This window comes from uncultured Bifidobacterium sp. (assembly GCF_959020145.1).
Lineage (GTDB): Bacteria > Actinomycetota > Actinomycetes > Actinomycetales > Bifidobacteriaceae > Bifidobacterium.
On record NZ_CAUEQY010000002.1, the window covers coordinates 159,056 to 178,663 of the forward strand.

General features: G+C 57.1%; 20 protein-coding genes and 1 tRNA gene. 12 read left to right on the forward strand and 9 right to left on the reverse strand.

Annotated elements, in window-relative coordinates; translation table 11 throughout:
* The first annotated feature begins 1 nt into the window (after window position 1).
* The 4 genes from sucD (at window position 2) to Q5H33_RS01690 (ending at window position 4,327) form a co-directional block, all read left to right on the forward strand.
* Window positions 2-925, forward strand: coding sequence for a succinate--CoA ligase subunit alpha (gene sucD / locus Q5H33_RS01675; RefSeq protein ID WP_011743184.1), 924 nt, complete (start codon window positions 2-4; stop codon window positions 923-925).
* The gene (locus tag Q5H33_RS01680; protein ID WP_229055851.1) at window positions 925-2,310 is read left to right on the forward strand and encodes a DUF6350 family protein; all 1,386 of its coding nucleotides are present in this window, start codon (window positions 925-927) and stop codon (window positions 2,308-2,310) included. Before sucD ends, Q5H33_RS01680 begins: the two co-directional genes overlap by 1 nt.
* Window positions 2,258-3,886 (forward strand): bifunctional phosphoribosylaminoimidazolecarboxamide formyltransferase/IMP cyclohydrolase, encoded by a 1,629-nt coding sequence (purH, locus tag Q5H33_RS01685; RefSeq protein WP_042990489.1) that lies wholly within the window; start codon window positions 2,258-2,260, stop codon window positions 3,884-3,886. The genes Q5H33_RS01680 and purH overlap by 53 nt, the downstream gene beginning before the upstream one ends.
* A gap of 156 nt (window positions 3,887-4,042) precedes the next feature.
* Window positions 4,043-4,327 carry a DUF3017 domain-containing protein gene (locus Q5H33_RS01690; protein ID WP_080505085.1) on the forward strand — a complete coding sequence of 95 codons (285 nt, stop codon included), beginning with the start codon at window positions 4,043-4,045 and terminating at the stop codon, window positions 4,325-4,327.
* On the opposite strand, the gene Q5H33_RS01695 is transcribed toward Q5H33_RS01690, so the two are convergent.
* A complete protein-coding gene (locus Q5H33_RS01695) occupies window positions 4,241-5,176 on the reverse strand; it encodes an MIP/aquaporin family protein (RefSeq protein ID WP_042990491.1) in 936 nt (311 codons plus the stop codon). The genes Q5H33_RS01690 and Q5H33_RS01695 overlap by 87 nt on opposite strands.
* Window positions 5,177-5,288: 112 nt before the next feature.
* On the opposite strand from Q5H33_RS01695, the gene Q5H33_RS01700 reads away from it, so the two are divergent.
* Window positions 5,289-6,062: a pseudouridine synthase gene (locus Q5H33_RS01700; RefSeq protein ID WP_021913311.1), complete on the forward strand. Its 774-nt coding sequence runs from the start codon at window positions 5,289-5,291 to the stop codon at window positions 6,060-6,062.
* The gene (gene der, locus Q5H33_RS01705) at window positions 6,059-8,188 is read left to right on the forward strand and encodes a bifunctional cytidylate kinase/GTPase Der (RefSeq protein ID WP_138296815.1); all 2,130 of its coding nucleotides are present in this window, start codon (window positions 6,059-6,061) and stop codon (window positions 8,186-8,188) included. Before Q5H33_RS01700 ends, der begins: the two co-directional genes overlap by 4 nt.
* Window positions 8,189-8,313: 125 nt before the next feature.
* On the opposite strand, the gene Q5H33_RS01710 is transcribed toward der, so the two are convergent.
* A complete protein-coding gene (locus Q5H33_RS01710; RefSeq protein ID WP_003809266.1) occupies window positions 8,314-8,727 on the reverse strand; it encodes a hypothetical protein in 414 nt (137 codons plus the stop codon).
* 235 nt (window positions 8,728-8,962) lie between these two features.
* Window positions 8,963-9,039 (reverse strand) — tRNA-Pro (locus Q5H33_RS01715).
* A gap of 280 nt (window positions 9,040-9,319) precedes the next feature.
* Between Q5H33_RS01715 and Q5H33_RS01720 the strand changes: the two genes are divergently transcribed.
* The 6 genes from Q5H33_RS01720 to Q5H33_RS01745 all read left to right on the forward strand — a co-directional run bounded on the left by Q5H33_RS01720 (window position 9,320) and on the right by Q5H33_RS01745 (window position 16,994).
* On the forward strand, window positions 9,320-10,714 hold the full coding sequence (locus Q5H33_RS01720) for a UTP--glucose-1-phosphate uridylyltransferase (RefSeq protein ID WP_050750178.1): 1,395 nt from the start codon (window positions 9,320-9,322) through the stop codon (window positions 10,712-10,714).
* 142 nt (window positions 10,715-10,856) lie between these two features.
* Window positions 10,857-12,770 carry a YafY family protein gene (locus tag Q5H33_RS01725; protein ID WP_033499471.1) on the forward strand — a complete coding sequence of 638 codons (1,914 nt, stop codon included), beginning with the start codon at window positions 10,857-10,859 and terminating at the stop codon, window positions 12,768-12,770.
* A gap of 13 nt (window positions 12,771-12,783) precedes the next feature.
* On the forward strand, window positions 12,784-13,101 hold the full coding sequence (locus Q5H33_RS01730; RefSeq protein WP_302422673.1) for a hypothetical protein: 318 nt from the start codon (window positions 12,784-12,786) through the stop codon (window positions 13,099-13,101).
* Window positions 13,102-13,115: 14 nt separating this feature from the next.
* Window positions 13,116-15,719: an RNA helicase gene (locus Q5H33_RS01735; protein WP_034984390.1), complete on the forward strand. Its 2,604-nt coding sequence runs from the start codon at window positions 13,116-13,118 to the stop codon at window positions 15,717-15,719.
* Window positions 15,720-15,827: 108 nt separating this feature from the next.
* A complete protein-coding gene (locus Q5H33_RS01740; protein WP_003809256.1) occupies window positions 15,828-16,175 on the forward strand; it encodes an RNA polymerase-binding protein RbpA in 348 nt (115 codons plus the stop codon).
* Between the two features lie 105 nt (window positions 16,176-16,280).
* The gene (locus tag Q5H33_RS01745; RefSeq protein ID WP_003809254.1) at window positions 16,281-16,994 is read left to right on the forward strand and encodes an HAD hydrolase-like protein; all 714 of its coding nucleotides are present in this window, start codon (window positions 16,281-16,283) and stop codon (window positions 16,992-16,994) included.
* Window positions 16,995-17,175: 181 nt separating this feature from the next.
* Here the strand turns inward: Q5H33_RS01745 and Q5H33_RS01750 are convergent, their stop codons facing one another.
* The 6 genes from Q5H33_RS01750 to Q5H33_RS01775 all read right to left on the reverse strand — a co-directional run.
* Window positions 17,176-17,541: a hypothetical protein gene (locus Q5H33_RS01750; protein WP_003809251.1), complete on the reverse strand. Its 366-nt coding sequence runs from the start codon at window positions 17,539-17,541 to the stop codon at window positions 17,176-17,178.
* A gap of 65 nt (window positions 17,542-17,606) precedes the next feature.
* Entirely contained in the window at window positions 17,607-18,227 is a 621-nt protein-coding gene (locus tag Q5H33_RS01755) for a MerR family transcriptional regulator (RefSeq protein ID WP_003809249.1), read from the reverse strand.
* Window positions 18,228-18,336: 109 nt separating this feature from the next.
* The gene (locus Q5H33_RS01760) at window positions 18,337-18,774 is read right to left on the reverse strand and encodes an FHA domain-containing protein (protein WP_003809247.1); all 438 of its coding nucleotides are present in this window, start codon (window positions 18,772-18,774) and stop codon (window positions 18,337-18,339) included.
* A gap of 81 nt (window positions 18,775-18,855) precedes the next feature.
* Window positions 18,856-19,032, reverse strand: coding sequence for a hypothetical protein (locus Q5H33_RS01765; RefSeq protein WP_199801740.1), 177 nt, complete (start codon window positions 19,030-19,032; stop codon window positions 18,856-18,858).
* A 115-nt stretch (window positions 19,033-19,147) separates the two neighbouring features.
* Window positions 19,148-19,279, reverse strand: a complete 132-nt coding sequence (locus tag Q5H33_RS01770) for a hypothetical protein (protein ID WP_003809244.1) — start codon at window positions 19,277-19,279, stop codon at window positions 19,148-19,150.
* A 131-nt stretch (window positions 19,280-19,410) separates the two neighbouring features.
* The coding region (locus Q5H33_RS01775) for a hypothetical protein (RefSeq protein WP_302422678.1) at window positions 19,411-19,608 on the reverse strand (198 nt) is incomplete at its 5' end.

A 19,608-nucleotide genomic window follows, 5' to 3' on the forward strand; every position in this document is an offset into this window, starting at 1 on the left:
AATGACGCTTTTCATTGAAGATGGCGCTCCGGTCATCGTCCAGGGCATGACCGGGCATCAGGGCATGACCCACACGGCCCGCATGCTCAAGGCCGGCACCAACATCGTCGGTGGCGTGAACGCCCGCAAGGCTGGGCTGGACGTCACCTTCCCTGAAGCCAAAAATGGCGAGGACGCCACCATTCACGTGTTCGCCAACTGCTCTGAAGCCATCGAAGCCACTGGAGCCAAAGCAAGCGTCGTGTTCGTGCCGCCGCGCTTCGCCAAGGACGCCGTCGTTGAGGCCATTGAAGCCGGCATCGAACTGATTGTCGTCATCACCGAAGGCATTCCGGTGGCGGACAGCGCGTATTTCGTCGAGTTGGCCTTGCGTAAGGGCGTGCGCATCGTTGGGCCGAATTGTCCTGGTCTGTTGACGCTGCCATCTTCTAAGGACGCCAAGGGCTGCAACCTCGGCATTATTCCAGATGGCATCGTGTCCCGCGGCCCGTTGGGTTTGGTGTCCAAGTCCGGAACGTTGACCTATCAGCTGATGGGGGAGCTGTCTGACATCGGTTTCACCGCATGCCTTGGCGCGGGCGGTGATCCGATCGTCGGCACGACCTTGCAGGAGGCTTTGGAAGCCTTTGAGAACGATGAAGCCACCAAAGCCGTTGTCATGATCGGCGAAATCGGTGGCAGCGCCGAACAGGACGCTGCCAAGTGGGCTTCCGAACATATGACCAAGCCCGTCGTGGCCTACATCGCGGGATTCACCGCGCCGGAAGGCAAGCAGATGGGCCATGCCGGCGCCATCGTTTCCGGCGGCAAGGGCACCGCGCAGGATAAGAAAGAAGCCCTTGAGGCCGTTGGCATCCGTGTCGGTCGTACTCCCGGACAGACCGCTGAAATCATGCGAGAGGTGCTCGCTTCCCAATCGCTATGATGACGAACCTGAAGTATTGGCTGAAAGGGCTTGCCGTCGCGGCAGCGTCCATGATTATTTACGCCGTTGCCTTGGGCTGCTATATGGCCCTAATGCTTCTGGTCATATCCATGGAAGAAGGCGGGGACAATCTTTCCGCCTTCTCGGTGCCTCTTACCGAGGCGTTGGTGCTGCTCAGCCAAGGTATCGGGTTCAAGACTGATGCCATCACGTTGACGATTGTGCCGTTGCTCTTGACGGTACTGCTTATCGCCCTTATCGCGCAGCTCGCCAGAAGATTTGGCACGAGTCTGCGTGGATTCGCGGCCGGTCTGGTCTTTTGGGAAGCCGTAAACATCTTCTTCGCCAGAAGCATAAATATCGAAATCGTTGATTCGATGACGATGATCGCCATCAAAACGGCGCTTGTTTTCATCCTCGGATATGCGGTCGCGGCGATTCCGAATGCGTCATGGACCCAAGCCTGTACCGAATGGATTCGATCTCATGTGTCATCGCCGGTGCGAAAGACCATGGTCATCGGTTCCGTCCTAGGGCTGCTGCTGGAGGCGGCGTATCTGCTGGTCGGTCTGATCGTCGTTGTTTTTTGGGCAATAAGCAATCAATCATCGATAGCGAAGCTATATGAACTTTCGGGCATGCAGAACGGGTCTCGTATTCTTACCACGATCAGTATGCTCGCATGGCTTCCGAATCTGATGATTTGGGCTGTCTCATGGACTTTCGGCGCCGGCTTCTCAATCGGCGATTTAGCTGAATTCACATTATGGACCGGACAGGGTGACGGGCTCCCCGCCTTGCCGCTTTTCGGTATGATGCCACAGGCGGTCGAGACGGATTGGGTGAGAATCGCGCTGATGTGCATACCATTGGCATCCGCTTTTGCTACCGGCATGGTCGTCATGTTGTTTAATAAGGGATTCCATATCAGAGTAGGTGAATCAGGACGGAACATCGACGTCAAACGCGTTGTGCTGAGTTTTGCCTATCCGATTGCTGCTTTTTCGATTACCAGCGCCGTCGTGTCCGTGGCTTCCAGCTTGCTGTTCGCCTTGGGAAACGGAGGCTTGGGATCGAAACATCTTGCGCACGTCGGCGTAGACGTGATCGCGTCAACCCGTAAGGTGGGACAACCCACCGCCATGGGTTTGTTCTCCGCATGGCTGCTGACTTTGGTGGCCGTGAGCATATTTTTCGCCATACGCTGGATGATGAAGCGTATACGCGAACGTGGAAAGAGGGAGACCGCTCCCGAATCCACGGAAAACAGCCGTGAGGAAACACGTGCGCTTCGCACGGTCGCCTCGAACAACAATAACAAGGAGGATCAGGGTGACAACAACGAATCGACCGATACGACGGGCTCTGGTATCAGTCTTCCATAAGGAAGGCATCGAGGTGCTTGCCGAAGCGTTCATCAAGGCGGGCACCGAGGTGGTTTCCACCGGTTCCACCGCGAAGCGTCTGGCTGAGCTGGGTGTCAAAGTGACCGAGGTCTCCGAAGTCACTGGTTTCCCGGAATGCCTTGATGGTCGCGTCAAGACCCTTGACCCGCATATCCATGCCGGTATCCTCGCCGACATGACTAACCCCGACCATGCCTCCCAGCTCGAGAAGTTTGGCATCAAGCCGTTCGATCTGGTGGTCGTCAATCTGTATCCATTCGCCGACACGGTCCGCTCCGGAGCTGACGAAGCCGCCACCATCGAAAAGATCGATATCGGCGGTCCGTCCATGGTGCGTGGCGCAGCCAAGAACAGCGCCACCGTCGCCATCATCACCGATCCGAACGATTATGCACTCGTCGCCTCCCGCATCGAGAACGGCGAGGGCTTCTCCCTTGATGAGCGTCGCTGGCTCGCAGGAAAGGCGTTCGCCCATACGGCCGCCTACGACGCCACCATCAACGAGTGGACCGCGAAGCATTGGCCGAAGCCGGCGTCCATCGAACAGCCGGTTTCCGAAGGCGAGACCGAAGTGAATGAGGCCAAGTTCCCAGCCACGTTCACCCGTACGTGGGACCGCGCGCACGTGCTGCGTTACGGCGAGAACCCTCACCAGCAGGCTTCGCTGTATCTGGATCCGCTCAACCAGAACGGCTTCGCACACGCCGAACAGCTTGGCGGCAAGCCGATGAGCTACAACAATTACGTCGATGCCGACGCCGCATGGCGTGCCGTGTGGGATTTCGCGCCTCAGATCGCCGTCGCAGTGGTCAAGCACAACAATCCATGCGGTCTGGCCATTGGCGCTACCGTGGCAGAGGCGCACAAGAAGGCGCACGCATGCGATCCGATGAGCGCCTATGGCGGTGTGATTGCTGCGAACAGCAAGGTCACTATGGAAATGGCCGAAAGTGTTCGTCCAATCTTCACCGAAGTCATCGTCGCGCCCGATTACGACGCCGATGCGCTTGAACTGCTCCAGACCAAGAAGAAGAACCTGCGTATCCTGAAGGTGTCTGAGCCTCCGAAGACCAAGACCCAGTTCCGTCAGATTGACGGCGGTCTGCTCGTGCAGTCCACCGATCTGATTGACGCTTCAGGAGACGATCCGAACGCGTGGAAGCTGGTTTCCGGCGAGCCGGCCGACGCTGAAACCGTCAGGGATCTGGTGTTCGCATGGCGTGCCATCCGGTGCGTCAAATCCAACGCCATACTTATCGCCCACGATCAGGCAACCGTAGGCATCGGCATGGGCCAGGTCAATCGTGTGGATTCCGCCAATCTGTCCGTCGAGCGTGCCAACACGCTGGCTGACGGAGCCAACCGCACCAAGGGAGCGGTGGCCGCGTCCGACGCGTTCTTCCCGTTCGCCGACGGTGCCGAGATTCTGATCAACGCCGGTGTCAAGGCCATCGTCCAGCCTGGTGGGTCCATTCGTGATGAGGAAGTGTTCGAGGCGGCCCGCAAGGCCGGCGTCACCATGTATGTGACCGGTACCCGACACTTCTTCCACTGAGTTCAGTGGAAGCGTCGACCGGCAAGCTGGGAGCGTTGCGGCGCGATAAATGACGTGGCGTCCGAAACCATTCGCTGGTTTCGGACGCCACGTTTTATTATTATGATTGGGTTCCGTGCGCGGACGCGCGTTGACATATAACGAAAGGCCTGCGATATGAGTCATCCCTACGTTTCCGAAGACCATGAAGGCAAGCCGTGGTTTGAATGGATCGTTGCGGCAATGGTGGTTATAGCCACAGTGCTTGCGGTCTTAGGCCATGTAAAAGCCGCCACCACGGTAATCGCGGTGACGGCCATCATAACAGGACTAATCAGACTCGTAATGCGCGAGCGTAGTCCTTGGAAAGTCCGTTCAGTTGGCTTCGACGCTTTCATCGGCATCGGTCTGGGCGTCGGACTGTTCATCCTGCTCGCCCTCGTGCCCGTCGGCATCGTCTGACGCGTCGTCGGCTATGGCCTCCAGCGTTTCGGAATCCTGCTCGGCTTCCGAAACGTTTTTCTTGGTGCCGATCATGGACGCGACTATGGCCACAAGCGAGACGATGGCGGCTGCGAGAATCGGGCAGATCCAGAACACCCACAGCTGCTGCAGAGGCTCTTGGGAAAGGCCCTGATTCTGGGCGAAGATGGCGATGCCAGTGGCACGAGCCGGATTCAGAGCTGCGCCTGTTACCGGATAGGAGATTGCGGCGCCGACACCGTAGGCGAGACCCATGGCGATGGCATGGCTGGTATTGGTCTTTCCGGATTCACTGGTGGTGTTGAGCGCGGTGGCGACGATGATGATGCCCGCGACGAGTTCAACGGCGATGGCCAGAGTGATGCTGAAGGACACGCCATAGTTGCCGAGCGTGGCATAGGAGACGGAATTCTTGTCAAAACCGTTAATGACCGGCGTCAGCCAGATTTTCAGCGTTACCTGCTCGGATGTCGGCAGCAGGAAGCGGATGGCGGCGCCTGCGCCGATACCACCCAGCACCTGAACGATAATATAGAGCACTCCGTCAAGCACATGGGTTTTGCCGGACAGCATCGCCGCAACGGAGACCGCCGGATTGAACTGGGCGCCGGAAATCGTGCCGAATATCAGGGTGGCGGCGGCGTACACCAAACCTGTCAGCAAGGCGATGAACGCCATATTCACGCCGTAGATCGCGGAACCAAGCGTGCAAATCGAGTAGATGGCGAAGCAGATGATGAAGCTTCCCACCAGCTCCGCGCCTATGCGAAGGGCCAGTGGCTTGCTCTGTTCTTCCTCTGTTACGGACGTTGCTTCAACAGCAGTCATAGTCTTTCCTCTGTCATATAGTGGACAAGTTGCGGTTTTTATGAAAGCCGCCAAACGACTGCCATACTACCAGCAGTCCCTGTAAGTATTATCCGGCCACGTTGGGAGAACGATGCCAAACGCATATTCTCGCGCCGCCAAGGCGCACAATCATGACAATGAAGGCATTCGCCTGCAGAAACTTCTCGCTCAGGCGGGCTTCGGCTCGCGCCGTAAATGCGAGGAAATCATCACCGATGGTCGCGTTGAGATCGATGGCGAGCTGATTACCGAACTTGGCACCCGAGTCGATCCGAAACGTCAGGAGGTCCGTGTCGACGGTTCTCGCGTGCGTGTGAACCCTAACCATGTCACGCTTGCGTTGAACAAGCCGAAACGCGTGCTGAGCGCCATGGAGGATCCCAAGGGACGCTACACTTTGCGCGACATCGTCGGAGACAAGTACGAGCGTATTTTCCACATGGGCCGTCTGGATTATGATTCGGAAGGCCTAATCCTCATGACGAACGACGGCGAACTGAGCCAGCACGTCATGCACCCCAAATATGAGGTCGAAAAGACCTACATCGCCACGCTGGAAGGACGCATCAGCGGTCAGGTGTGCCGCAGGCTCGTCACCACGGGCGTGAAGCTCGACGATGGGTGGATCAAACTCGACCGCTGCGCTATTCTCGACTCCAGCCGCGAAAGCACGTTGGTCAAGGTCGTGCTGCATTCGGGCAAGAACCGCATCGTGCGCCGTATTTTCGGCTCGATCGGTTTTCCCGTCAAGCGTTTGGTACGCACGCAGATCGGTCCGATCAAACTCGGCGACCTGAAAAGCGGCACGTATCGCGTGTTGTCGCAGGCTGAGGTCCGTTCTCTATCCAAGGCGGTGGGACTGTGATCCGTGTAGCTATTGATGGGCCTGCGGGCGTCGGCAAATCATCCACGTCCAAGGCACTGGCCAAATATTATGGTTTCGCATACCTCGACACAGGCGCGATGTACCGTGCCTGCGCCTGGTGGTGCATGCACAAAGGCATCGATTTGGATGCCGAAACCATCGATGAGCAGCTCGTCACCGAAACCGTCGGCGAATTCTTCACCGACGGCCATTTCGACATCAGCGTCGATCCGGACGATCCGAAGGTGTACGCCGATGGCGAGGACATCAGCGAGGCCATCCGTTCTTCCGAGGTCTCTTCGCACGTGTCCAAGGTGTCCAACATCATCCCCGTGCGTCACGTGTTGATCGCCGCGCAACGTGCCTACATCGCACGAGAGGCTTCGGTCGATTCCTTCTCCGAAGGCGCCGGTATTGTTGCTGAGGGCCGTGATATCACCACCGTCGTCGCTCCCGACGCCGAAGTGCGCATCCTGCTTACCGCGCGTGAAGAGGTCCGTCAGGCCCGACGTAGCGGACAGGCCGTCTCGGGTGTGGGTGCGGAGAATGTCGCGGCACGCGACAAGGCCGATTCGAAAGTCACCAACTTCACATCCGCCGCGGAAGGCGTGTTGACCGTCGACAACTCCGATCTCAACTTCGGCGAGACCCTTGACGTGCTCGTCCGTATCGTTGACGACGCCATCGAGGAACAGGAATACCGCCAGTACGTTTCCAACCTCGAAGGCTATGAGCTGGATGAAGGCGATGAGGAGCTGATCGATGGAACGGTGTTCTCTGGTGGCGAAAGCAAGAATGGTCCGAAACCGGTCGGCGTACTTGCCGTGGTCGGACGTCCGAACGTCGGCAAATCCACTCTGGTGAACCGTATTCTCGGCCGTCGCGCAGCCGTGGTGGAGGACACCCCCGGCGTGACTCGCGACCGTGTGAGCTACGACGCCGAATGGTGCGGCACCGATTTCAAACTGGTCGACACGGGCGGCTGGGAAGCCGACGTGGAAGGCATCGAATCCGCCATCGCATCCCAAGCGCAAATCGCCGTGCAGCTTGCCGATGCCGTGATTCTCGTGGTGGACGGTCTGGTTGGCCTCACCGACACGGACGAACGCATCGTCAAAATGCTCCGTGCCGCCGGCAAGCCGGTGACGCTTGCGGTGAACAAGGTCGATGATCGCGAAAGCGAATACCTGACCGCCGAATTCTGGAAGATGGGTCTGGGGGAGCCGTATGGCATTTCCGCCATGCATGGTCGTGGCATCGGTGAACTGCTTGACGCCGCACTCGACTCGTTGGAGAAAGCGGAAAGGACATCCGGCTTCCTTACGCCGTCGCATCTGCGCCGCGTGGCTCTGGTCGGACGTCCGAACGTCGGCAAATCCTCCCTGCTCAATCAGCTGGCCCACGAGGAACGCACCGTCGTCAACGATCTTGCGGGCACCACGCGAGATCCGGTCGATGAGGTCGTCACCGTCGATGGCGAGGATTGGCTGTTCATTGATACCGCAGGTATCAAACGTCGTCTGCACAAGCTGTCCGGCGCGGAATACTTCTCCTCGTTGCGTACGCAGGCCGCGATCGAACGTTCCGAGCTTGCCTTGGTGCTGTTCGATGCCTCCCAGCCGATTTCCGACCAAGACCTGAAGGTCATGAGCCAGGCCGTGGACGCGGGCCGTTGCATCGTGCTTGTGTTCAACAAGTGGGACCTGATGGACGAGTTCGACCGTCAGCGTATGGAACGCCTGTGGAAGACCGAGTTCAATCGCGTCACTTGGGCTCAGCGCGTCAATCTGTCGGCAAAGACCGGATGGCACACCAATCGTTTGGCCAATGCCATGCGTGGCGCCTTGGCATCATGGGACAAGCGCATCCCCACCGGCAAACTCAACGCGTTCCTTGGCAAGATCCAAGCTGCCCACCCGCATCCGCTGCGTGGCGGCAAGCAGCCGCGAATCCTGTTTGCGACGCAGGCGTCCACCAGACCGCCGCGCTTCGTGATCTTCGCCACCGGCTTCTTGGAGCATGGCTATCGCCGCTACATCGAACGGTGTCTGCGCGAGGAATTCGGCTTCGAAGGATCGCCGATTCAGATTTCGGTGAATGTCCGTGAGAAGAAGAAACGCAAGTAACCACCGGAACTGTTAGAAGATGGGCGTGCGCCTGGTTTAGACCATGGCGCACGCCCATCTGCCTTATTGAATCTGGGTCGTTGCCGGCTTTTGTTTTCCTTTACGCACAGCTTAGGCCGACAGCGTCAGAACAGAGGATGTTCATCCTGGTTGCGTGTTCTGAGATACCCCGTTATGGCTCTGCGCGCGAGCGAGCTTAATGAAATGCCGTCCTGCTTGGCCTTGGCCCGCGCCTTATGGCCTACGGCGTAGGGGAGTTTGATCTTCCATTCGTCGCCAAGCTGTTTGCGCCCGTCGCTGTTCTTTGGCATGCGCCCGATGCCGACCGCGTCTGAACAGCCATCGGAATCGTCGGACAAGAGTGCCCTGCGGGTCAATTCGGTAAGCGTGATGCCATCATGCCGAGCGCGTTCGCGGGCTTCCAAGCCAAGCTCGCGGGGCAATCGAATCTTCCATTCATCTTCGGGAAGCGTTGAATCGAACACATGGGCGAATTCGTCGACGTCATCGAACTGTGGCTGCGTGTCGTTCTGCTGCAAACCGAATCACCTCTCTGAACCCATGCGTTAATCGCATTAAACGGCAAGAAACATGAAAAATATCGCAGGCTACATATTTGCATGCGCTCAAGACCGTCCTGACGTCCGGCTTCCGGCTCCGATAGATGCCATTCTGAGGGGCTGTATGCCGCAGTTCACTGCCCAAACCTGCCCAAACATAACGAAAACCCCGCCATTCCGATGCCGTGGAAAACGGCGGAACGACGGGCTTTCTTGGTCGGACCAGCGGGATTTGAACCCGCGACCCCTTGACCCCCAGTCAAGTGCGCTACCAAACTGCGCTATGGTCCGAACGGTGCGAAAAGCACCGAATATGAAGCATAGCATAATCTCTACGGTTTTTCAAACACATCGTGTCGGAAAGCGAGTCGCATCCATTCCGGAGAGTTTGGCTTCGGATATTTGAGGGTTTTCCGGCAATTGCTCCACCGGAAGTTCATGTTGGTTCTGTGTCTAAATGCCCCCGATTTTGGCGGAATGTCGTATTATGGCATAAGCGCATCGAATAACAACGCCCGTTCGAAAGGGAGAGACATTGACTGAGGACGTATTCGAATACTCTGCCGCGAAGATGCGGAAGCACGGAATGACCGACATGGCCATCGCCCAGTTCCGTCGTCTGTACGAGGTCTGGCGCAATGAGGAGGCCAGCAGTTGGATTCGTGAGGACGAGGTCGAACCGCTCGTCAGCGTTCCCAGCTTCCATGACGTGTATGAGACCATCAATCACGACAAGGCCGTTGACGCGTTCGCCAAAACGGCGTTCCTGAAGCTTAACGGCGGTCTTGGCACTTCGATGGGACTCGATTGCGCCAAGTCGCTGCTGCCGGTACGTCGCCACAAGGCACGGCAGATGCGTTTCATCGACATCATCATCGGACAGGTGTTGACCGCGCGGACCAGACTTGGCGTCGATCTGCCATTGACTCTGATGAACTCCTTCCGTACCTCCAAAGACACCATGAAGGTGCTGCAGACCAATAAGAAATTCCATCAGGAAGACATCCCGATGGAAATCATCCAGCATCAGGAGCCGAAGATCAGCGCGGAAACGGGAATGCCCGTCAGCTTCCCGGCCAATCCGGAACTCGAATGGTGCCCGCCGGGCCACGGCGACCTGTTCTCCACCATTTGGGAATCCGGTCTGCTTGACGCGCTTGAGGCGCAGGGGTTCAAATACCTTTTCATCTCCAATTCCGACAACCTGGGCGCGCGTCCCTCCCGTACGCTTGCGCAGCATTTCGAGAATACGGGCGCACCGTTCATGATCGAGGTCGCCAAACGCACCCCAGCCGATCGTAAGGGCGGCCACATCGTGCGAGACAAGGCCACGGGCCGTCTGATGCTGCGTGAGATGAGCCAGGTCCATCCAGACGACAAGGACGACGCGCAGAACATCGACAAGCATCCGTACTTCAACACGAACAGCATTTGGGTGCGTATCGATGCGCTGAAAGCGAAACTCGCATCCTATGACGGCGTGCTTCCCCTTCCGGTAATCCGCAATAAGAAGACGGTCGACCCGACCGATCCGACCAGCGAGCCGGTCATTCAGCTGGAGACCGCCATGGGAGCCGCGGTGTCGCTTTTCGATGGCGCGACCTGCGTATGCGTCGACCGTATGCGTTTCCTGCCGGTGAAGACCACTGACGATTTGTTCATCATGCGGTCCGACCGATTCCATCTGACGGACCAGTACGAGATGGAAGACGGCAACTACATCTTCCCCGACGTCCATTTGGACGCGCGCTATTACAAGAACATCCACGATTTCGATGCCCGTTTCCCATACGGTGTGCCTTCGCTCGCCGCGGCGAAATCCGTTAATATCGATGGCGATTGGACCTTCGGCAGGGATGTGATGCTGTTTAGCGACGCGCGACTGGAGGATCAAGGCGAACCAAGCTATGTGCCGAATGGCGAATATGTCGGCCCGCAGGGCGTGGAACCGGACGATTGGGTCTGATTTTGGACGGCCATGCAACACGAAAACGATGTTTTTTCGTGAAATAGGCACAAATCGCTTAAAAAACCTCTATCATAGAATGTTGTGTGCGGCTTACGAGGCCAAGCACTTAAAAAGAAACGTTAACGAGACGTGAGGACTAATGGCTGAGGGAAGTAACGGTAGGCGACGTTTTTCCGACAAATGGGGCAAGCATGAGCTTGATGTGTTGGCTGTGCTCTCCTCAGCCTTTCCGCAATGGCTTACCTCACGTCAGATCGCGCAACGTGTGAAGGCGTATGCCGATTCGTACGGAGAGCTCGCCGATCAAGCGGCGAAGGCCGCCTTCGCCAAGCAATTTCAGCGTGACCGCGCCAAGCTCGCCGCCATGGGCATCGCCATCGAATCAAGGCAGCCGGAATATTCCTCCAAGTCAGAAGGGCAGGATTTCGCTTCCTACCGTCTGCAGCTTGGCGATGAGCCGCGCGTGCGTCTGCTGTTCGGCGACGAGGATCTGCCGATTCTTGCCGCTGCGAATTACCTTGCGCGCTCCATGTCGATTTCCTCGGCTCCTGCGCACGAACCCCAGCACGCTTCCCGTACCGCGCCGCGCGTGCCGCAGACGCCGATTCCAGGACTTGGCTTGGATTCCATCGCGCCGGGTCTTGGCACGCAATCCATTCCCGACGAGCTGGTCAAAGTGGTCGATCAGCGGCGTTTCGCCGCCACTGTGGATGTTGATGGCGAGCATCTCAATGTCGCCTACGCCGACTCCGATGATCTGGCCATGTTCGTGCTGTCTCATCCGGGTGCGTCCATAGTGAGCCCTCAGGAGGCTGTCGACGCGTTCAACCGCCGGCTGCATGCGGCCACGCAGTTCGTGCCGGCCGATGAATCCACCGGCACCGACAGCTCCACCGTGGTGTCTCCGGAAATCAACCGCAACAGCACTGATGAGGATGATACCGAGGAAGGCAAGGGCCGTCCGAAGAAGAACTCCGCGTTCCAGACCGGTAGTGAGGTCGATCGGCGTCTTCGCCTGATGCTGTTCCTGTCCGCCCACATGGGTGAGGAATACTCTCTTGAAGAACTTGCGGAACGATTCATCGGCAGGCCGAAGTCCGATGACGAATTGAAGAAGTTCGTCAACATCATTCATAAGGACATCAACACGTTGACCACGGTGTCCGATGATGGCGAGATGGCCGGAAGCCAGTTCTTCGATATCGATTGGTCCTTGCTTGACGCGGAAGGCATCGTCTCCGCCACGAATTCGCTGGGGCTTGAACGCCTTGCCGGCATTTCCCAGCAGTACCTGAGCATGCTGACCGCATCGGTGAGCTATCTCGCCCACTCCTCTTTGCTTCCGGACAAGCTGCGTGAGCAGGCGGAATCGCTGTACAGCCGACTGCGCCAGCACGTCAAGCCTGGCGACATGCCGTGGCTGAGCCTGACCGGATACGAGATGGAACCAAGGAACTTCTCCATCGTCAAGAGCGCCATCTCCAAAGGCATGCTGCTCGACATGGAATATACGGACGGTGCGGGCCGTATACAGCGCAAGCTAGTGGCGCCAGACAAGATTTTTGTCGACGAAGGCGTTTACTACGTGGCGGTATGGACCGACGTGTCCAACGCGGCGCCCGCGGACAAGATGAAGTTCGTCAAGACGGATACGACCATCAACAAGGCTACTGGCAAGCCTCGTATCTGGCAGGTGCTTCGCATCTCCCGCATCGAGCATACGGAGCTGGTCGAACCCACTGAAAAAGTGGACATTCCGGACGTGCCCGCATCCGAACTGCGCAAGTGGAGTTTCGACAATGGCACACCTGCCGTGTTCATAACCAATCAGGACGACCTGTCGTTCATCGACAGCCTGTCGGGAGCCACCGTCGAGAAATGCGGCGAAGGCGAGAAGGTGCATCTGATTGTGTCTTCCGATTCCTGGTATGTCGCGTTCTGCATCGCGCACGCCCGTCATATTACTGCCGTCGCGCCGGAGACGTTGCGCACGATGATCATCGCCCGAGCACAGCATGAGCTGAGCGTCGGCGACCGAGAGAACGAAGACTGACGAGGGAGGCGCTATGCCTTGGTGGATTTGGCTGGTGCTCGTCCTGTTCATGCTGACGATGCTGGTCGGCGGCGGCGCATACGCATGCATCCGCGGATATCATGCGTTCAAAGATGCCATCAAAGTAGGCGGACGCATGTCCAAACGTTTCGAGGTCATGTCCGAGCCGTTGCCGCAACCAAAGGAGAACACGTCCCCGTGCTTCACACGTCCACTTGAGGACGCGGCCAATCGTTATATCGACGCTCATGCCGAAGTCGTCAGCCGCCGTGAGGAAAAGCGCGTCCGTCATGCCCGGCAGTGGGCGCAGTGGAAACATTCCAACGACTGATTCGAAAAGGAACCATGACTCATCATCGTCGACATGGCAATAACGACACCGGCACATACGATGCCGAGATGACCACAGCCCTATCTCCCGCGCAACGCTATGCGGCGTTCAAACAGACGCAGGCCAAACGCCAATCGGTCTCGTCTCGTTTCGCACGGTCCATGCCATTCGAATTGGACGATTTCCAAGTCAAAGCCAATGATGCGTTGGAAGCCGGCGACAATGTGCTCGTCGCCGCGCCTACCGGAGCCGGCAAGACGGTCGTGGCTGATTTCGCGATCTATCTGGCCCAAGAGCGTAACGTCAAAGCGTTCTACACCACGCCAATCAAAGCGTTGAGCAATCAGAAATACCATGATCTGGTCGAAACGTACGGGCCGGACAGAGTCGGCCTGCTTACCGGCGACACGTCCATCAACTCCGAAGCCGACATCGTGGTCATGACCACCGAGGTCCTGCGCAACATGCTCTACGAGCATTCCATGACGCTTGACGCCTTGCGTTACGTGATTCTTGACGAGGTGCACTATCTCGCCGACCGTTTCCGCGGGCCGGTGTGGGAGGAAGTGATCATCCACCTGCCCCAAAGCGTGAGAATCATCGGCCTGTCCGCAACCGTGTCGAATGTCGAGGACTTCTCCAAATGGATTGAATCGGTCCGTGGCGACACCACGCTGGTGGTGTCCGAAAAACGGCCCGTGCCGTTGGAACAGCATGTGCTTGTTCAGGCGGACGACCACACCGAACCGGAGCTCATCGACCTGTATCGACGTGATAAAGACGGCAATCAGACAGACAAGCTCAACGCCCAGCTGGTGAGCAGGCTCGATCAGCTCGACCGCAAGGCCGCGAAACGTAGGGGAGAGCAGCGCCCCGACAGACGAAAGGGCGGCAAGGGCGGCAAATGGAACGACCATTCCCGCAGACCCGAACGCCATACGCCACGTCGTTGGGCCGTGATTGATGAATTGAATTTCCTCGGCATCCTGCCGGGCATCTATTTCATCTTCTCCCGCAACGGATGCGATCAGGCCGTCGAACAATGCATCAACGCCGGACTCGAACTCACCACCGATGACGAGGTGCGTCGCATCCGCCGTATCGTCGATGAGATGGTCGAAGGCCAACTCAGTCAAGAGGATTTGAAGGCTTTGCATTTCTCGCAGTTCCGCTTCGCCTTGGAGGAAGGATTCGCGCCGCATCATGCTGGCATGGTGGCGCTCTTCCGCCAAATTGTCGAACGACTGTTCGAAGAGGGGCTGGTGAAGGTCGTCTTCGCCACGGAAACACTTGCCTTGGGCATCAACATGCCGGCACGGTGCGTGGTGGTGGAAAAACTTGAGAAATTCGATGGGACCGGGCATGTCGGATTGACGCCAGGGGAGTTCACCCAGCTTACCGGACGCGCTGGCCGACGTGGCATCGACACCATCGGCCATGCGGTGGTTGTGGACCATCATGGCTTCATTCCCGCCACTGCCGCCGCGCTGTCCAGCAAGCGCGTGTACCCGCTGCACTCCAGTTTCAAACCGACGTTCAACATGGCCGTCAACCTGCTTAATTCCAGCGATTACGAGACCGCTCGCATCACGCTTGACCATTCCTTCGCGCAATGGGAGGCCAACGAATCCGCCTGGCAGCTTGAAGCGCAGATGGATACGTTGCGCAAAGCGTTGGACGGATACGAACGGGCGTTCGATTGTGAGTTCGGCGACTTCAAGGAGTTCATGCGGCTGCGCATGCGCTTGAGCGACTTGGAAAAGAACGAACGACGCAAACTCAAGCACGAGGTGTTCCGCACGCAGAAGGCGCGAAGCGAAGCGTTCAAAGACCTTGACAGGCGTATCGCGGAGCTTCGCGAAAAAGACAGGGACCATCCCTGCCGCAAATGCCCCGATATTCAGAAGCATCTCAAATGGGGGCATCGGTGGGCGCGTGAAATGCGTGAATTGGAACGTGTGCAGCACCGCTACGATTCACGCACCGGCTCCGTGGCACGTCAATTCGACCGCATCTGCAATGTGCTGAACGAGCTCGGATACCTCGATCGGCTTGATGAAGGCGCAAAAGAACATATCGATTACCGGCTTACCGAACGTGGACAGCTGTTGCGGCACTTGTACAGCGAGCTTGATTTGGTGCTTGCCCAGGCGATCGATGATGGCGCGTTCGACGGACTCGATGCGACGGAGCTGGCCAGCGCCGTCATGTCGTTGATTTACGAGCCACGCAGAGGCAGCGGGGGAGAGCCGCGCCATTATCCCGGAGGAATGCAGGGGAACGTCGCCGTCTGTGCGGCGCAGCTCAAAGGCGTGCACGCGTCGATTGCCATGCTGTGTGAGGACTATGCCCTCGACGAGCCGCGCCAACTTGATTTCGGCATCACCGATGTCGTCTACGAATGGGCTCAGGGCGAAAGCCTGTCGCGTGTGCTGTACGGCACCGATTTGACCGGCGGCGATTTCGTACGCGGATGCAAACGTCTCGCCGACGTGTTGCAGCAGATCGCCGTGGCCGGACCATACCTGGGTAAACGCGCCGAAACGCTCGCTCCGATCGCGAAACAGGCGTACGAGAACGTCAACCGTGGCATCGTCGCCTATTCAGGTGTCGACTGAGCATGTGCGCAATCGGGAGATCGGTTTTCGCGGACGCCGGGAATAAGTGACACGTCCGAAGTGTTTTGTAGCTTAGAGTAAGCAGATAATCAAGGAGGCAAAAGCAATATGGCGGAACGTAGCCTGCGAGGCATGAGCATCGGTGCAAAGTCGCTTGAATCCGATGACAATGTGGATTTTGCGGCGCGAACCGACGTCGCATACGTGTGTCCGAAAGGCCATCGTACGATTCTGCCGTTCGCTGAGGGCGCAGAATTCCCAGATGAGTGGGAGTGCCGCTGCGGCGCCGTCGCGCACCGTGAAGGAGACAATGACGACGAGGCTGATGAAATCGCCAAGCCGACACGCACGCACTGGGACATGCTCATGGAACGTCGTACCGAAGACGAACTGAAGGCTTTGCTGGAGAAGCGTCTGCAAATGCATCGTGACGGATGGTTCCCGGACTACGAGTGACCTGCAGTTGAACGACACTTGAACGAATGCCCGGTCATTGAGACCGGGCATAATTGTTTCTGTCATCAATTCTTATAGCACACAGCCAAGGGGAGAATCAGATCCATGTCCGAACATCCGAAGAAAGTCGTTCTGCTTGACCTCGATGGCACACTGACGAAATCCGATCCAGGAATCATTGGCTGCGTTGTCAAGGCGTTCGAAGAGATGGGATATCCGGTGCCGGACGATGCCGAATTGCATCGTTTCATTGGGCCGGCCATCAGCGAATCGATGCAACGCAACGGCATTCCGGATGACAAGCTTGACGAAGGCGTGAGGATTTACCGCAAGTATTACGCCGACGAGGCCGTGTTCGACGACCCGAACAATCCCGGACAGAAAGTCCCCGGCCGCCTGAACAACACGATTTACCAAGGTATTCCGGAGCAGCTCGCCAAACTGCGTGCCGACGGATACTATCTGGCGATTGCCAGCTGCAAGCCGCAATACCAATGCATTCCGATTTGCGAGCATTTCCACTTGGACACCATGGTCGACGGCATCTACGGTGCCAGCGAGGACAATTCCCGTCTTGACAAGGACCAAGTGATCCGTTGGGCTTTCCAGCACATCGATTTCGACGAGAACGCAGGAGACAAGGCACTGATGGTCGGCGACCGTTGGACCGATGCCGACGGCGCCAAGGCGTGCGGTTTGGACTGCCTCGGCTGTGGCTGGGGCTATGCGGAGCCCGGAGAGCTCAAAGCCCATGGCGCATACCGTATTCTGGATTCGGTAGATGAACTCGCGCAGGCCGTCGAGGAGTATTTCGCCTGAGTCCGTAAACGGAAACGCTGTAGGCCAGTTACGTGGTTGCTGTCGCAATATCGTGGCAGCAACCACGTTTTTATTTATTGAGTGACGGAGGCCGTTATGTCAGAACCGCGTGTTTGACGCTTCCTTAAGCCTGGAAAAACGTCATTCCTGAAAAGCCGATAATGTACGTTATGTCAGATTTCTATTTGACGGCCTGATTGAGCTTCCGCTCCATCTCGCTGTGCATGCCGTTTCGGGCCTGAAGATACATGAAAACAAGTTCCGCTGCGATCAGCATGACCATCACCGCAGCCGACGGCCATCCGACATGTTCGTAGAAACGCCGGAACTTCGCCGAGAAATCCGACCTGAACATCGCATATACCGGATATGGCAACGCGCCAATGACCAATGAGGTGAAATGCAGCGCGATGATCGACCAACGCACCGGATGCACATCGCGGTGTTTTTTGGAAAACAGATTGCCTCGAATCGCAGTAATCGAACAAATGTTCACTGCGATGACGGCGGCTATGATCCACAACAGTGCCGGCAGAATATCAAGCATGCGCTACTCCCCTGCGGGTTATATCGTTCGAATGTTCCGGGCTGAATCGTACCAATTGTATGCGATCAGGCTGCTGCGCGGGATTTGCGCCGCGATTCCAGCTTCTTTCTCATACGTATCGCGGCAATGTCGTCGATTGGCCTATTGGTGTCTGTCGATGCCGGCGTCTTCGTCAAATCGACATATTCCTCATGTTCTAGAGCCTCTTTGATCTGATGCCATAGCGATCCGACGGACACCCCGAACACAGCTCTGCCGCTTTGTAGCAGAGCCACCATCTGTTCGCTGTCCGTGCACTCATGCACATTCTGCCCATCGCACATGATGGTGATGCCGGCCAACTGTTCGGGCGTGCGCTGCGCGAGGAAGCCGATGGCGGTGGTCACGTTCTGCAGATTGATTCCGGCATCCAGCAATCTTTTGGAAACGGCAAGAATCACCACATCTTTGAACGAATACAATCTGCGTGAGCCGGATCCGTGCGACGGGGTGATGGATGGTTCCACTATTTGTTTACGCGCCCAATAGTCAAGCTGGCGGTACGTGATACCCGCCACTTTTGACGCGACCGTACCACGATAGCCCCGTGTGACGGGCTGCGCGTCCGCGGAGGGGAACAACTCCCCCTGCACCGCGTGCGACACGTGCAGATGCAACCGCATTGTTGGTTCTGCCTCGCCGTCCATTGTCTTCTCCTACACGCCATAAAACAATCGCCTATGAGCTTCCATTCGGAACCCATAGGCGATTGAAGGAAAACCGTTACTCACAGTTTATCCCGCATCGGGCGTTTCATTAGGCAATGACGGCCTTGTTGGTGAAATATACGAGTCGGAACTTGCCCAGAATGATTTCGTCGCCGTTCTTCAGTTCCTGGCTATCCACTCGTTGACGGTTCACGTATGTGCCGTTCAGGCTGCCGGCGTCAATCACCGAATAATTTCCGTTAATCCTGCGGAACACCGCGTGCGTGCGGGAGACGGTGGAATCGTCCAGCAGGATGTCGGAACTCGGGTCGCGTCCCACGGTGATCTCGTCCTCGTCGAGGAGATAACGCGAGCCGGACACCGCTCCCCTGGTGGAAATCAGGAGCGCCGTGCCGTCGGCCAGACGCATGATCGTATTGAGGTCCTCCTTCGTCAGAGGACGGTCTCCGGTGGAAGTAACCGGTACAGTGATAGCAGGAAGACCAATGATGGTCGTTTCGCCTGCGCTTGGAATCGGATCAGTCATAGCTGTCATTCTACCCTCTCCCCTTGCAATTGGCCGGTATTGTGGCCGGCATGGTCACGAATCATACACTGTGAACGGTATTTACCGTTCGTTCTTGTCGATGATGGATACGAATTCGTCCTTCGGCAGCATGTCATCGTAGCTGCGCCAGCGTCGTTCCAGTTCGCGGTTCGCCTCATCGTGTTGTTTCTGCCCCAGCTCGGCGTACGCTTTCAATTCGTTGGGGCCCATATCCTTAACCGGTTGGTTGAGGTTCAATTGTCTCTCGTTCACAATAGGCAATTGTAGCCGCTTGCCGGGGAACAAAAAGCCTGGAACGCTTTTAATCGCGTTCCAGGCTTTTTTAAGAAGGATTCAGTGTGTGGTGTCCAAATCAGCGGCGGGTGTCGATGATCTCCTGCAGAGCGCCGTTGACGGAAGAGGAGCCGGCAGCCGAAGACAGAGCGTTGATGCCGCTGACTTCGAAGCCACGCATGATTGCGGAGAAGATCTTGTTCTTGTTCATGATGTTTCCTTTTCTTGCTGGTGTGCTGTGACGCACCTTGCGTCTTGTTTGTTTTCTTTTTTGTTTACGATACTCATTTTAGAAATGCGTTTGGCAAAAGTCATGCTTCTCTCGTTTGATTCTTTGTATTTTCATCGGCAATTCTTGTGTAATGTGGTGAATCGTTTTTCGTCGATCGCTGTTTTTGCCGGCGCGTCGATGCTTGCATTCTTATTTGACGAAGTAGCGTGAAAAGGAATGGAAAAAAAGCCCGGCAAAACCGAGCTGTGATAACGGTGGGTGATATAGGAATCGAACCTATGACCCCTTCCGTGTGAAGGAAGTGCGCT

What these genes read in the sequence shown, in the direction of transcription:
- Q5H33_RS01680 (WP_229055851.1), top strand. Translation starts at nt 925, where the DNA reads ATGACGAACCTGAAGTATTGGCTGAAAGGGCTTGCCGTCGCGGCAGCG.
- Q5H33_RS01760 (WP_003809247.1), bottom strand. Translation starts at nt 18,774, where the DNA reads ATGACTGATCCGATTCCAAGCGCAGGCGAAACGACCATCATTGGTCTT.
- Q5H33_RS01750 (WP_003809251.1), bottom strand. Translation starts at nt 17,541, where the DNA reads ATGCTTGATATTCTGCCGGCACTGTTGTGGATCATAGCCGCCGTCATC.
- Q5H33_RS01725 (WP_033499471.1), top strand. Translation starts at nt 10,857, where the DNA reads ATGGCTGAGGGAAGTAACGGTAGGCGACGTTTTTCCGACAAATGGGGC.
- Q5H33_RS01700 (WP_021913311.1), top strand. Translation starts at nt 5,289, where the DNA reads ATGCCAAACGCATATTCTCGCGCCGCCAAGGCGCACAATCATGACAAT.
- Q5H33_RS01755 (WP_003809249.1), bottom strand. Translation starts at nt 18,227, where the DNA reads ATGGACGGCGAGGCAGAACCAACAATGCGGTTGCATCTGCACGTGTCG.
- Q5H33_RS01770 (WP_003809244.1), bottom strand. Translation starts at nt 19,279, where the DNA reads ATGAACAAGAACAAGATCTTCTCCGCAATCATGCGTGGCTTCGAAGTC.
- Q5H33_RS01720 (WP_050750178.1), top strand. Translation starts at nt 9,320, where the DNA reads ATGCGGAAGCACGGAATGACCGACATGGCCATCGCCCAGTTCCGTCGT.
- Q5H33_RS01740 (WP_003809256.1), top strand. Translation starts at nt 15,828, where the DNA reads ATGGCGGAACGTAGCCTGCGAGGCATGAGCATCGGTGCAAAGTCGCTT.
- Q5H33_RS01690 (WP_080505085.1), top strand. Translation starts at nt 4,043, where the DNA reads ATGAGTCATCCCTACGTTTCCGAAGACCATGAAGGCAAGCCGTGGTTT.
- Q5H33_RS01745 (WP_003809254.1), top strand. Translation starts at nt 16,281, where the DNA reads ATGTCCGAACATCCGAAGAAAGTCGTTCTGCTTGACCTCGATGGCACA.
- Q5H33_RS01730 (WP_302422673.1), top strand. Translation starts at nt 12,784, where the DNA reads ATGCCTTGGTGGATTTGGCTGGTGCTCGTCCTGTTCATGCTGACGATG.
- Q5H33_RS01695 (WP_042990491.1), bottom strand. Translation starts at nt 5,176, where the DNA reads ATGACTGCTGTTGAAGCAACGTCCGTAACAGAGGAAGAACAGAGCAAG.
- sucD (WP_011743184.1), top strand. Translation starts at nt 2, where the DNA reads ATGACGCTTTTCATTGAAGATGGCGCTCCGGTCATCGTCCAGGGCATG.
- Q5H33_RS01735 (WP_034984390.1), top strand. Translation starts at nt 13,116, where the DNA reads ATGACTCATCATCGTCGACATGGCAATAACGACACCGGCACATACGAT.